Genomic DNA, 13,325 nt, shown 5'->3' on the forward strand with positions numbered 1-13,325 from the left:
GTTCAGGCGCGCCTCGCATGAAGGCGAAGCTGGTCGCCGTCGGCGAACGCGCGCCGGGGTGGGTGGCGGAGGGATTCGCCGAATACCGCAAGCGGCTGTCGCACTGGCTGCCGCTGGACCTGATCGAGGTGGAGCCCGGCCTGCGCGGCAAGGGCCGCGACACCGTGCGCGCGATGTCGGACGAGGGCGGACGCGTGCTGGCGGCCTTGCCGCGCAACGCGCTGGTGGTCGCGCTCGACGGCCGTGGGCGCATGCATTCGTCCGAGGATCTTGCCCGCCGGCTGGAGCACTGGCGCGCGCAGGGCCGCGATCTGGCCTTCCTGATCGGCGGGCCCGAGGGGCATGCGCCCGAGGTGCTGGAACGCGCCGACGAACGCTGGTCGCTCGGACCGCTGACGCTGCCGCACATGCTGGTGCGGCTGGTGCTGGCCGAACAGCTGTACCGCGCCGCGGCGATGCTGGCCAACCATCCCTACCACCGGGCCTGAGCGCCACTCCGCGGCGCCATGCAGCGGAGCCTGGCTCTGCGGGAAACGCCGGAAAGGCGTGTCGGTCTCGGGCCCGTGGAGCTGAACGCCACCGATGTCTGCCGTGGCGAGGCACGCTGCTGTCGTGGTTCCAGTCCAGCCCTAGGCTGCGGCCAGCTTGAGCTTGCCAACCCGCTTCAGGTCGATGTGCTGCCGGGCTACCCACAGATCATGGGCATCCTGCATGGCGAGCCAGCTTTCGGGAGAGCGGCCAATCGCCTTGGAAAGGCGGAGTGCCATCTCCGGAGTGACCCGGCTCGTCCCCTTGAGGACGCGGCTCAGCGTGGAAGCCGCGACATCCAGCTTTTCCGCGAGTTCGCGGCCGCTGATGCCATTGGGCTCAAGGTAGACGTCGTTGATGAATTCGCCGGGGTGGGGAGGGTTGTACATGGCCATCAGTGGTAATCCTCGTAGTCCAGGACGTAGGCGTTCCCATCCTGGAACTCGAACGTCAGCCGCCAATTGCCGTTGACCGTGACGGACCATCGCCCGTGCATTCGACCTTTGAGCGGGTGCAGCCGGAAGCCGGGGATGTCCATGTCCTCGACAGTCTGTGCAGTGTCCAGGGCAGCGAGTTGCATCCGGAGCCGTCTGGCATGGCTGGACTGGATGCCCGAAGTGCTGCCGGTCTCGAAGAGCTTGCGCAGGCCCTTGTGCCGGAACGACTTGATCATGATGCGATTGTTTCATGTTGCGCATCACGCAACAAGTGGTCGGCACGCGGTGGGATGCCCCGCGTGCCGGACTGGTTTCATGGAACCGGCTCTGAAGCCTTCAGCCGCGACCGAGCGTGAAGGCGATCGGCACGATGCCGGTCGCCGGCACCGGCCGGCCATCGCGCATCGCCGGCTGGAACGTCCAATGGCGCAGCACGTGGCGCAGCGCCGCCTGGTCCAGGTCGCGGTTGCCGCTGCTGCGGTGGACGCGCACGTCCTGCGGCCGGCCTTCGGCGTCGACGGCGACCTGCAACTGCACGACCCCCTCCGCGCCGCGCCGCAGTGCTTCGCGCGGGTAGTCCGGTGCGGGCGCATGCGCATACTGCAGGGCGATGCCGGTCATTGGCACATCGGATGCGATGCCCGGCAGGGACGCCGGCGTCGCCGTGGCCGGTACCGTCGCGTCCGTTGCGGCAATCGGCGGCAATGACGGCATGGCCGCGGCGGTATCGACGACGACCGGTGCCGGCGGAGTGATCGCGGGCGGCTGCGGGCGGGGCGTCACGGACTCGGGCGCCGCCGGCCGCACGAGCGACGGTGGCGGGGGCGGCGGCAGCGCCGGTGGATCGATCCAGCGGAACTCCTCCTTGCGTTCGTGCGCAGGCCGTGCAGCGTCCGGCAGCGTCGCCGGGATCAGCAGCACGAGCAGCAGCACGGCGTTGAACACCAGCGTGCCGGTGAGGCCGATGATGCGGGTCGGGTCGGGGCGGTCGTCTTCGGCGTCCCGGTGGTGACGCGGGGACGGGTGGGGCTGCAGCACCATGTTCCACCTCCTGTGCGGGACCGGGCGGCGCTGCCCGGCAAGGCCGTGAACGCGGCGGCAACGGATGCGGGGTCAAGCGCACGACGTCGCCGATGTCGACGCAACTGCCACCCGACGCTGCGCCCGTGTCCGTCGACGCGGCAAGCCGGCGCCGATGGACGGTCCGATGGGCCGATGGGCGGAGCGGGCGGCGACAGGCACGGCTGTGCGTCCCGTTTCCTGTCGTCGGAAGAAGCGCTCGCGAAAATTGGTTCTTCGCCCATGCCCGGTAAAACGGCCCGACCTTGCGTAGGTCGGCCCCACGCGGCCGACGCGTGGCATTCCGGATTCGCGAGGTGTGGTCGTGGGACCCTTGTCCGGCCCGGCCGGATGTTCCGGCGTCGGGGGGCGTTGCCCGGACCTACGGTCGGGGTCCCGGGAATCGGCGCGGAACCCCGAAAAAACCGTCTGGAACGGTTTCTGACATCGCGTCAGCGATGGCCCGGCGGGTGACTGCCATGGATGGCGAGCCACGAAAATCGCCCGGGAGCGATCCACAAAAAGGGCCCGCACGCATGCGGGCCCCTACAGGGTGTCGACGAGTCGGGGGCTTCAATCGCCCGGCGTGGTTTCCGGCTCGCGATCCAGCCCGCCTTCGTCCGGATTGCGCTTGCGCTTGGGATCGGGCTGGCGGGCGTCGTCCTTGTCGCGCGGCTGCTTCTCGGCGTAGCCGGGGGTCTCGCCGGCGGCGGGGGTCTGCGGTGGCGTGCGCTTGTCGGCCATGTCAGCGTCCCAGTTCGAAAACGACATCGAGGTTGGCGGTCAGCGTGGTTTCGCCCGGCGATACCGGCGAGGCCGCGCTGTCCTGGGCCACGGCGCGCATCATCATCATCGGCCGCGGCGGCTGGAATCCGCTGCCGCTCTCGCTGACGCTGACCAGCCGCAACACGCGCAGGCCCAGCGACGTGGCGTACATCTCGGCGCGTGCCTGGGCTTTCTTCAGTGCCGCGGCGCGGGCCTCGTCCTGCACGCCGTCGGCGTCGTCGATCTCGAACGTGGGGCCGTTGATCTGGTTCGCCCCGCTGGCGACCAGCGCATCGAGCACCTGGCCGAGCCTGCCGATGTCGCGGACCTTGAGGTTGACGCTGTTGCTGGCCTGGTAGCCGGTGATCACCGGCGGCTGGTTCTCGGCATAGCGGTACTGCGGACTGAGGTTGATGCCCGAGGTCTGCACGTCGCGCTCGGCGATGCCGGCGGCCTTGATCGCGGTCATCAGCCGGGCCATCTGCTCGGCGTTGGCGCGCATCGCGCCGTTGGCGTCAGCGGCCTGGGTGACCACGCCGGTCGACAGGGTGGCGATGTCCGGTGCGCGGCTGGCCTCGGCCTGCGCGGAGACCGACAGCAGGGTGTTGTTGGCGTTGGCGGGTGCGACGGCGACATCCTGGGCGCTGGCGGTCATCGAAAGGGATCCAAGGGCGAGGCTGCAGGCGAGCAGCAGCGGGCGAAGCGTGTGGCGGGGTGGGCGGGTGTTGCGGCGCATGGTCGATCTCCAGTGATCACGGAACAAGGGTCGTCAGGATCCGGTGAACGGGCCGTGAGCCGGAACGGGGTTCGACGGCGCCGGAGCCCGGCGGCCGCGGCGCCGCAAGGTATTCTTGCCCGATGCTGCATCTGGCCTCGAAATCTCCCCGCCGCCGCGCCCTGCTGGCCCGTCTCGGCCTGCCGTTCGGAATCGTCGACGTCGACGTGCCCGAGCACCGCGCACCCGGCGAGCCTGCGTGGGAATACGTGCGCCGGGTGGCGCGCGAGAAGGCCGGCGCCGGCCTGCTCGAGGTGGTCGCGGTGCCCGGCGCGCTGGTGCTGGGCGCCGATACCGAGGTCGTGCTCGACGGCGAGGTGTTCGGCAAGCCGCGCGACGATGCCGACGCGGCGGCGATGCTGCGGCGGCTGTCGGGGCGCACGCATCAAGTCGTCTCGTCGGTGGCGCTGGTCTCGGCAGGGCGCGAGGCGCAGGTCGACGTCGTCACCGAGGTCACGTTCGACATCCTGGGCGACGAACGCATCGCCGCCTACGTCGCCAGCGGCGAGCCGCGCGGCAAGGCCGGCGCGTATGCGATCCAGGGCGGCGCCGAACTGTTCGTCAGCCACCTGTCGGGCAGCCATTCCGGCGTCATCGGCCTGCCGCTGCAGCAGACCGCGGCGCTGCTGCGCGGGTTCGGCATGGTGCCGCAGCCGTTCGCCGCCGATGCGGCCGGGACATTCACGGAGCAGGGCGATGTCTGAGGAGATCCTGGTCAACGTCACCCCGCGCGAGACCCGCGTGGCCCTGGTCGAGAACGGCATGCTGCAGGAGCTGCATATCGAGCGCGGCTGGCGGCGCGGCGTGGTCGGCAACATCTACAAGGGCAAGGTGCAGCGGGTGATGCCGGGCATGCAGGCGGCGTTCGTCGACATCGGCCTGGAGCGCGCGGCATTCCTGCACGCCAACGACGTGGTGCGCGCGCCGGGCGGCGACGATGCGGTCGGCGCATCCGTCGTGCCGGCGACGTCGGTGCCGGTGGCCGAGCTGCTGCGCGACGGGCAGGAGATCGTCGTGCAGGTGGTCAAGGACCCGATCGGCAGCAAGGGCGCGCGGCTGACCACCCAGCTCAGCATTCCCTCGCGCTACCTGGTGCTGCTGCCGCAGTCGCAGGCGATCGGCGTGTCGGCGCGGATCGAGGACGAGGCCGAGCGCGCGCGCCTGAAGACCCTGGTGTCGGAACTGGCGGCCGCGACCGGCAACCACGGCTACATCGTGCGGACCAATGCCGAGGGCCAGAGCGCCGAGGCGCTGGCCGAGGACATCGCCTACCTGCAGCGGGCCTGGGCGCTGGTCGAGCACACGGTCGCCGAGGCCCGGGTCGGCAGCCGCATCTACGAGGACCTGACCCTGCCGATGCGCGCGGTGCGCGACCTGATGCGCCGCGACGTGGAGCGGGTCAAGGTCGATTCGCGCGACACCTACGAGAAACTGTGCGTGTTCGCCGCCCAGTACATGCCCGCGCCGGGCCCGGCCGAGCAGGCCCGGCTGGTCGACCGCATCGAGTACTACAGCGGCGCGCGCCCGATCTTCGACCTGTACGGCGTCGAGGACGAGATCCAGCGCGCGCTCAACAAGGAAGTGCCGCTGAAGTCGGGCGGCTACCTGGTGTTCGACCAGACCGAGGCCATGACCACGGTCGACGTCAACACCGGCTCGTTCCTGGGCCAGCGCAACCTCGAGGAAACCGTCTACCGCACCAACCTCGAGGCCGCGCAGGCGGTGGCGCGCCAGCTGCGGCTGCGCAACCTCGGCGGCATCATCATCATCGACTTCATCGACATGGTCGACGACGAGCACCGCCGCCAGGTGCTGCGCACGCTGGAGAAGTCGCTGTCCAGGGACCACGCCAAGACCACCGTCTACGATTTCTCGCCGCTGGGCCTGGTGGAGATGACCCGCAAGCGCACCGTCGAGAGCCTGCAGCGCCAGCTCAGCGAGACGTGCTCGGCGTGCGGCGGCCGCGGCATGGTCAAGACCGTCGAGACCGTGGCTTACGAGATCTTCCGCGAGATCGTGCGCGCGGTGCGCCAGTTCGAGGCGGACCGCCTGCTGGTGATCGCCTCGCCCAGGGTCGTGGCGATGATCACCGACGAGGAATCGGCCGCGGTCGTCGAGCTGGAGGAGTTCCTCGGCAAGACGATCCGCTTCCAGTCCGACGACCACTACCTGCAGGAGCAGTTCGACGTTGTGCTGCTGTAACCGCTCCTTCGGCAACTGCCGCGGCGGGCGCGGCGCGTGAGCATGGCGGCCGCCCCGGCGCCGCGTGCCTCGCGCATGCGGCGGACCGGCCGCGTCGCCGCCGGGCTGCTGGCGGCGCTGCTGGTGTGCATGGCGCTGGCCGCGGTGGTCGTCGCGCAGCTGTTGCCGTGGGCCGAGCGCAATCCGGCGCGGGTCGAGGCCTGGCTGAGCGCACGGGCGGACATGCCGGTGCATTTCGATGCGCTGCAGACCGAGTGGAGCCGCCGCGGCCCGCTGCTGCGCGTCACCGGGCTGCGCATCGGCGATCCGGCCACCGCATTGCCGCTGGGCACCGCGGAGATCCAGATCGCGCAGTACAGCGGACTGCTGCCCGGCCGTTCGCTGACCGAGCTGCGCCTGCATGGCCTGGACCTGACCCTGCGCCGCGACGACGACGGCAGCTGGGGCCTGCTCGGCCTGCCCGGACAGGAGCGCGCCGGCGGCGATCCGCTGGCGGCGCTGGAACGGCTGGGCGAACTGCAGGTGGTGGCGGCCAGGCTGACGGTCGATGCGCCTTCGCTGTCGCTGCACCACACCCTGCCGCGCATCGACCTGCGGATGCAGGTGGACCGCAACCGTGCGCGCATCGCGGCGCGGGCATGGATCACCGGCGACGGCCAGCCGGTCGACGCGCACCTGCAGCTGCGACGTGCATCCGGGGACGGTCGCGGTTACGTGGCGATGCCGTGCGACGCGCTGCAGGTCTGGTCGCCGCTGCTGGCGGCCAGCGGACTCTCAGTCACCGGCGGGCGCGGGCAGGTCCGCAACTGGGTGGACATCCGTGCGCGCCGGGTGGCCGCGGTCACCACCGACCTGGCGCTGGAAAACCTGGTGCTGCAGCGCGCGGACGCGACGGCCGACGGTGGCGACGCGCCGCAGGTGCGCTTCGACCTGGTCGAAGCGCGCGCGCGCTGGGTCCACGAGGATGCGGGCTGGCGCCTCGACCTGCCGCGCCTGCGCGTGGACCAGCAGGGACGCGCGCAGGTGCTCGACGGCCTTGCGGTCGGCGGCGGTGAGCGGATGGCGATGAAGGCCGGACGCATCGAGGTGGCGCCGCTGCTGGCGCTGGCCGCGTTGGCCGATGGCGTGCCGCCCTCGATGCGCGACTGGCTGCAGGCCGCGGCACCGCATGCGGTGCTGGCCGACATCGAACTGGCCGCACTGCGCGACGGCCCGCTGCGCATTGCCGCGCGGGTCGAGTCATTGGGCTTCGACCCGGTGGACGACCGGCCCGGGCTCGACGGCATCGCCGGGACCCTGACCGGCGATGCGCAGGGCCTGGTGTTCCAGCTCGATCCGGCGGCCCGGCCGGTGTTTGACTGGCCGGTCGGGTTCGGCGTGCCGCACCCGCTGCGGCTCGACGGCACCCTGGCCGGTTGGCGCGACGACGACGGCTGGCACTTCGGTACCGCCGCGCTGCGGGTCGAGGGCGACGGTTACGCCGCGCACGCGCGCGGCAGCCTGTGGTTCCAGGGCGATGGCACGCGGCCGGTCATGGACCTGGCCGCGCGGGTCGACACCGCCCGCATTCCGGTGGCGAAGAAGTTCTGGGTGCGCCACGAGATGCCGCAGGCGGCGATGGACTGGCTGGACATGGCGCTGGTCGCCGGCGAGGTCCGCGACGGCCGCGGCATCGTCTCCGGCGATCTCGACGACTGGCCGTTCAGCGCCGACGACGGCCACGACACGCGCGGCGTATTCGTCGCCGAGGGCCGGCTGGTCGATGCGACGGTCCGCTTCCAGCCCGACTGGCCCGCGCTCGAGGGGCTGGACGGCCCGGTGCGTTTCGTCAACGACGGTTTCACGCTCGACGATGCGAAGGGGCGGCTGATGGATGTCGCCATCGACGGCATCCACGCCGGCATGCGGCATTACGCGCACAGCCCGGTCGACGTGCGTGCCCATGCCGCCGGCGACGCGGCCGCGATGCGCGCGCTGCTGCGGCAGAGCCCGTTCCAGGCCAGCCATGGCGACACCCTGGACAACCTGCAGGCCGCCGGCCCGGCGACCTCCGACCTCGTGCTGTCGGTGCCGCAGCATGCCCCGTTGCGGGTCGACGGGCGCGTGCAGCTGGCCGGCGTGTCGCTGGCCGACCCGCGCTTCGACCTGGCCCTTTCCGACGTGCGCGGCGAAACGCGTTTCGATGCGCACGGCTTCTCCGGCGATGCGCTGGCCGTGGTTCGCGACGGCCAGCCGGGGCGGCTGGCGCTGCGGGCAGGCACCGGGCATGTACGCGACGCACGCCAGGCGTTCGAGGGCGAGCTGGCGATTCCGCTGGCCGCCGCCGACCTGCTGGCAAGGACGCCGGACCTGGCCTGGCTGCAGCCGCTGGTCGGCGGACGCTCGCCATGGACGGTCGAGGTGACCGTTCCCGAGGCGCCGTCGCCGGGCAGCGGGGAGGCGTTGCTGCGCATGCGTTCGGATCTCGTCGGTACCGCGCTGCATCTGCCCGCGCCGCTCGACAAGCCAGCCCCCGCCACGCTGCCGACGACCATCGAGGCGCCGCTTCCGTTCGGCACCGGCGACGTCGAGGTCGGCTTCGGCAACGTGCTGGCGCTGCGTGCGGGCACCCGGGATGCGCAAAGCGGCGTGCGCGTGGCGCTCGGCACGGCCCGGGTCGCCGAGGCGCCGCCGGCGTCTGGACTGGCGATCGCCGGCCGTACGCCGGTGGTCGATCTGCAGGCCTGGCTTGGGCTGGTCCGGGGTGGGGACGGCGACGACGCCGTCGGCCTCAACAGCGTGGACCTGGTCGCGGACGACCTGCGCCTGTTCGGTGGCGGATTCGGCCAGACCCGGATCGTCGGCGCGCGCCGCGGCGACGTGACCGAGCTCGGCTTCGACGGCGCCGCGATCGCGGGGACCGTGCGCATCCCAGAAGTCGATGGCGCGCCGGTCGATGCGCGGCTGCAGCGCCTGTACTGGCAGGCATCGCCCGCATCCGGTTCCGATACCGGTCCCGACGATGCCGCGGCGCCGGCTGCGCCGGCAGACGCCGTCGTGGACGCGGACGATGCGCCCGATCCCGCCGCGCTGCCGCCGATCCACGTCGTCGTCGACGATCTGCGTGTCGGGACGCTGGCGTCCGGCACCGCCAGCCTGCGGACGCGGCGGGTGCCCGGCGGGCTCGAGGTCGAGCAGCTGCACCTGCGTGCGCCCGGGCAACGGATCGACGTGACCGGCCACTGGACCGGCCAGGGCGGCGCGGCGCGCACGCAACTGCGCGCCGACGTCGACAGCGACGATTTCGGGGTGCTGCTGTCGAGCCTGGGCTTTGCCGGCAGCATCGCCGGCGGGCACGGCAGGGCAGGTTTCGACGCCACCTGGCCGGGACCGCCGACCGCGTTCGATGTCGCCCGCCTGCAGGGCGGCCTGCACCTGGACGTCAGCGACGGGCAACTGGTGGAGGTCGAGCCGGGCGCCGGCCGCGTGCTCGGCCTGCTCAGCGTGGCCGAACTGCCGCGCCGGCTGATGCTCGATTTCCGCGATTTCTTCAGCAAGGGCCTGGGCTTCAACCGCCTCATCGGCGACGTGCGCTTCGATGCCGCACGCGCGCGCACCGACAACGTGGTGATCGCCGCCCCCGCCGCCGACATCCGCATCCATGGCACATCGGACCTGCGGGCGCGTACCCACGACCAGCGGGTCGAAGTGCTGCCCAGGACGGGCAACCTGCTGCCGGCCGTTGGGGCATTGACCGCCGGACCGGTCGGCGCCGCCGTCGGCGCGGTGGCCAATGCCGTGCTGCGCCGGCCGCTGGGCGAGATCGGGGCGAAGACCTACCACGTCAGCGGTCCGTGGCAGGCGCCGGAAATCGAGGTCGTCGACCGCCGCGACAGCGCATCGGCGCCGCCGGTGCCCGATGACGGGGCGCGCCAGCCCCCGTCCGTGGACTGAAGCGTCCGCGGTTGCGATTCCCGCCACCGCCCCCAACACTGCAACGATGACCGACTCCCCGCTGTCCCCCGCAACGCCGCTGGCGCTTGCCGAATCCCGCCTGCTGCTGCCCTCGGGCCTGGATGCCGCCAACCTCGACCGGACGTTCTCCGCGCTGCTCGGCCCGGGCATCGATTTCGGCGACCTGTACTTCCAGCATTCCCGTCGCGAGAGCTGGTCGGTCGAGGACGGCATCGTCAAGTCCGGCTCGCATGCGATCGAGCAGGGCGTGGGCGTGCGCGCGATCAGCGGCGAGAAGACCGGCTTCGCCTATTCGGACGACATCAACACCGCTGCGCTGCTGGGCGCCGCGCAGTCGGCGCGCGCGATCGCGCGCGACGGCCGCGAGCACGCACCGCATGCGCTGGTGCGTGGCCGCGCGCATGCGCTGTATCCGGCCACCGATCCGATCGACGGACTGGGCAGCGAGGCCAAGGTCGAGGCGCTGCGGCGCATCGACCGGCTGCTGCGCGCGGCGGATCCACGCGTGCAGCAGGTGATGGTCAGCCTGTCGGGCGGTGTCGACACCGTGCTGGTCGCGCGCAGCGACGGCGTGCTGGCCGGCGACGTGCGGCCGCTGGTGCGGCTCAACATCACCGTGCTGGTCGAGCACGAGGGCCGCCGCGAATCGGGCTACGCCGGCTACGGCGGGCGCTACTCGTACGCCGAGCTGCTTGGCGATGGCAAGCCGGAGCATTTCGCCCGCGAGGCACTGCGCCAGGCGCTGGTCAACCTGGAGGCGATCGACGCGCCGGCCGGGATCATGCCGGTGGTGCTCGGCGCCGGCTGGCCCGGCGTGCTGCTGCACGAGGCGGTCGGCCATGGCCTGGAAGGCGACTTCAACCGCAAGGGCACCAGCACCTACGCCGGCCGCATCGGCCAGCGCGTGGCCTCGCCCGGGGTCACGATCGTCGACGACGGTGCGCTCGCCGGCCGCCGCGGCTCGCTGAACATCGACGACGAGGGCACGCCGACCCAGTGCACCACGCTGATCGAGGACGGCGTGCTGACCGGCTACATGCAGGACACCCTCAATGCCCGGCTGATGGGTGTGGCGCCGACCGGCAACGGCCGCCGCGAATCGTTCGCGTACCTGGTCATGCCGCGCATGACCAACACCTACATGCTGGCCGGGCAGGACGATCCCCAGGACATGATCCGCTCGGTGAAAAAGGGCCTGTACGCGGTCAACTTCGGCGGCGGCCAGGTCGACATCACCAGTGGCAAGTACGTGTTCTCGGCGACCGAGGCCTACCTGATCGAGGACGGCAAGGTGACCGCGCCGGTCAAGGGCGCCACCCTGATCGGCAATGGCCCGGAAACGATGCAGCGCGTGCGCATGGTCGGCCACGACATGGCCCTCGACGACGGCGTCGGCGTCTGCGGCAAGGACGGCCAGAGCGTGCCGGTCGGCGTCGGCCAGCCGTCGCTGCTGATCGACGGGATCACCGTGGGCGGGACGCAGGCTTGAGCAGGGCGCGGGGACCGGAGGCCAGGCGCCGGGGAGGCACGGGGAAACGCAAGCGCGGTGCCGTCGCCTTACCCTGGCGCCTGTTCCCCGTTCTCCGGCGCATGTGCCAGCACGCCGCGCAATTCGCGGAACAGCTCGCGGAAATTCGCCGGCGGCTTGTTCTTCGCGCGTTCGGCCAACGTGTTGCGGACCAGTTGGCGCAGCCGCTGGCGGTCGGCATGCGGGTAGGTGTCGAGCAGTTCGGCCAGCGCGGTATCGCCCTCGTCGAGCAGCCGCGTGCGCCACTGCTCGGCGCGGTGCAGGCGCGCGGTGTCGAGGCGCGCGGACTCGCCGCCGGCGTCGAGCGCATCGCGGATCGCGTGCAGGGTCTCGTCGTCCTCGCGGCGCATCTGCTTGGCCAGGAACGCCAGCTGCCGCTTGCGCGCGATGTGCGAGGTGATGCGGCGCGCTTCGGCGATATGCGGCAGCAACTGGTCGGGCACCGGCAGCTTCGCCAGCTGGCCCTCGGGCAGCGCCGCCAGCTGTTCGGACAACGCCAGCACTTCCAGCGCCTCGCGGCGCTGCTGGGTGCGGCTCGGGCCCAGGTATTCCCCGGTGTCTTCGTCTACGCCTCTCATTGCAACAGGATAAGCCATTGACCAGCTCCACACTTCCGGCCGCGACATCCGGCGCCGACATCCAGGCCGGCGACGATTCGGCCATGCGGCTCGATGCGCTGGCCGCGATCTCGCAGCAGCTGCTCGACCGCTGCCGCGCGCAGGGCGCGACCCAGGCCGAGGTGTCGTGCTCGGAGGACCATGGCCTCAGCGTCAACGTGCGCATGGGCGAGGTCGAGACCGTCGAGTCGACCCGCGACCGTGGCATCGCGGTGACGGTCTATTTCGGCCAGCGCAAGGGCAGCGCCAGCACCGCCGACCTGCGCGCCGGCAGCCTCGAGGCGACCGTCGACCAGGCCTGCGCGATCGCCCGGTTCACCGAGGACGACGCCGCGGCCGGCCTGGCCGACGCTGCGCTGATGGCGCGGCCCGGCACAGGCGGCCGCTTCCCCGAGTTCGACAGCTGGCATCCGTGGTCGCTCGACGCCGACCGCGCCGTCGACCTGGCGCTGGCCTGCGAGGCCGCCGGCCGCGATGCCGATGCACGGATCGGCAACTCCGACGGCGCGTCGGTCAGCACTGCGCGTTCGCTCAGCGTCTATGCCAACACCCACGGCTTCGTCGGCGCCGAGCGCGGCAGCCACCACAGCATCGGCTGCGCGCTGATCGCCGGGCAGGGCGAGGCCATGCAGCGCGACGGCTGGTACAGCATCGCGCTGGCCGAGGCCGACCTGGAATCGCCGCAGGCGATCGGTCGCCAGGCGGCGCAGCGTACGCTGGCACGGCTCGACCCGCGGCCGATCCCGACCGGCAGCTATCCGGTGCTGTTCCGCAGCGACGTCGCCCGCTCGCTGGTCGGTCACCTGCTTGGCGCCGTGTCGGGCGGCGCGCTGTACCGGCGTGCCAGCTTCCTGCTCGACAGCGCGGGCACCCAGCTGTTCCCCGACTGGTTCTCGATCGTCGAGCGGCCGTTCCTGACGCGCGGTTTCCGCTCGGCGGCATTCGATGCGGAAGGCGTGGCGACGCGCGACTCGGCGCTGGTCGAGGCCGGCGTGCTGCAGCGCTACGTGCTGGGCAGCTACTCGGCGCGCAAGCTCGGCCTGCAGACCACCGCCAACGCCGGCGGCGTGCACAACCTGCAGATCGCCAGCAATGCCGGCGACCTCGACGCGATGCTGCGCGACATGGGCACCGGCCTGCTGGTCACCGAGCTGATGGGGCAGGGCGTCAACGCGGTGACCGGCGACTACTCGCGCGGCGCCGGCGGCTTCTGGGTCGAGAACGGCGAAATCGTGCACCCGGTCGACGGCATCACCATTGCAGGCAATCTGAAACAGATGTTCGCCAACATCGCGGCGGTCGGCAGCGATGTCGATCCGCGCTCGCACGTGCGTACCGGCTCGATCCTCGTCGGCCGGATGACCGTTGCCGGCGGAGAATGACGTATTCTCGACAGGCCAGCCGCCGCAGGGCGGCGTGCCGCACCGCGGCCTGCACCGGGCACAGTTATCCATCCATCG

Annotated in this window: 12 protein-coding genes; 6 read left to right on the forward strand and 6 right to left on the reverse strand. The window is 71.6% G+C overall.

The genetic code is table 11. The annotated features are described in order from the left end of the window. Positions 1-17 precede the first annotated feature (17 nt). Positions 18-488, forward strand: coding sequence for a 23S rRNA (pseudouridine(1915)-N(3))-methyltransferase RlmH (gene rlmH / locus LDO26_RS07680; protein ID WP_232130499.1), 471 nt, complete (start codon positions 18-20; stop codon positions 486-488). A 141-nt stretch (positions 489-629) separates the two neighbouring features. Here the strand turns inward: rlmH and LDO26_RS07685 are convergent, their stop codons facing one another. The 5 genes from LDO26_RS07685 to LDO26_RS07705 form a co-directional block, all read right to left on the reverse strand. Continuing rightward, positions 630-923, reverse strand: coding sequence for a HigA family addiction module antitoxin (locus LDO26_RS07685; RefSeq protein ID WP_232130500.1), 294 nt, complete (start codon positions 921-923; stop codon positions 630-632). Next, positions 923-1,201, reverse strand: coding sequence for a type II toxin-antitoxin system RelE/ParE family toxin (locus LDO26_RS07690; RefSeq protein WP_232130501.1), 279 nt, complete (start codon positions 1,199-1,201; stop codon positions 923-925). Before LDO26_RS07690 ends, LDO26_RS07685 begins: the two co-directional genes overlap by 1 nt. 100 nt (positions 1,202-1,301) lie before the next feature. After that, positions 1,302-2,006 carry an energy transducer TonB gene (locus LDO26_RS07695; protein WP_232130502.1) on the reverse strand — a complete coding sequence of 235 codons (705 nt, stop codon included), beginning with the start codon at positions 2,004-2,006 and terminating at the stop codon, positions 1,302-1,304. Positions 2,007-2,597: 591 nt separating this feature from the next. Then, positions 2,598-2,768 carry a hypothetical protein gene (locus LDO26_RS07700; RefSeq protein ID WP_232130503.1) on the reverse strand — a complete coding sequence of 57 codons (171 nt, stop codon included), beginning with the start codon at positions 2,766-2,768 and terminating at the stop codon, positions 2,598-2,600. Position 2,769: 1 nt separating this feature from the next. After that, positions 2,770-3,525: an SIMPL domain-containing protein gene (locus LDO26_RS07705; RefSeq protein WP_232130504.1), complete on the reverse strand. Its 756-nt coding sequence runs from the start codon at positions 3,523-3,525 to the stop codon at positions 2,770-2,772. A gap of 122 nt (positions 3,526-3,647) precedes the next feature. Here LDO26_RS07705 and LDO26_RS07710 point away from each other — a divergent pair, with 122 nt between their 5' ends. The 4 genes from LDO26_RS07710 to tldD are packed head-to-tail and all read left to right on the forward strand — an operon-like array spanning position 3,648 to position 11,209. Beyond that, positions 3,648-4,268 (forward strand): Maf family protein, encoded by a 621-nt coding sequence (locus tag LDO26_RS07710; RefSeq protein WP_232130505.1) that lies wholly within the window; start codon positions 3,648-3,650, stop codon positions 4,266-4,268. Continuing rightward, on the forward strand, positions 4,261-5,766 hold the full coding sequence (rng, locus tag LDO26_RS07715) for a ribonuclease G (protein WP_232130506.1): 1,506 nt from the start codon (positions 4,261-4,263) through the stop codon (positions 5,764-5,766). The genes LDO26_RS07710 and rng overlap by 8 nt, the downstream gene beginning before the upstream one ends. A gap of 42 nt (positions 5,767-5,808) precedes the next feature. After that, positions 5,809-9,699, forward strand: a complete 3,891-nt coding sequence (locus LDO26_RS07720; protein ID WP_232130507.1) for a YhdP family protein — start codon at positions 5,809-5,811, stop codon at positions 9,697-9,699. Positions 9,700-9,745: 46 nt separating this feature from the next. Then, positions 9,746-11,209 (forward strand): metalloprotease TldD, encoded by a 1,464-nt coding sequence (tldD, locus tag LDO26_RS07725; protein ID WP_232130508.1) that lies wholly within the window; start codon positions 9,746-9,748, stop codon positions 11,207-11,209. A 68-nt stretch (positions 11,210-11,277) separates the two neighbouring features. On the opposite strand, the gene yjgA is transcribed toward tldD, so the two are convergent. Further along, positions 11,278-11,826 carry a ribosome biogenesis factor YjgA gene (yjgA, locus tag LDO26_RS07730; RefSeq protein WP_232130509.1) on the reverse strand — a complete coding sequence of 183 codons (549 nt, stop codon included), beginning with the start codon at positions 11,824-11,826 and terminating at the stop codon, positions 11,278-11,280. An 83-nt stretch (positions 11,827-11,909) separates the two neighbouring features. On the opposite strand from yjgA, the gene pmbA reads away from it, so the two are divergent. Further along, positions 11,910-13,247, forward strand: a complete 1,338-nt coding sequence (gene pmbA, locus LDO26_RS07735; protein ID WP_232130634.1) for a metalloprotease PmbA — start codon at positions 11,910-11,912, stop codon at positions 13,245-13,247. Positions 13,248-13,325: the final 78 nt, after the last annotated feature.

The sequence above is a fragment of the Proluteimonas luteida genome (assembly GCF_021191695.1).
Lineage (GTDB): Bacteria > Pseudomonadota > Gammaproteobacteria > Xanthomonadales > Xanthomonadaceae > Luteimonas > Luteimonas luteida.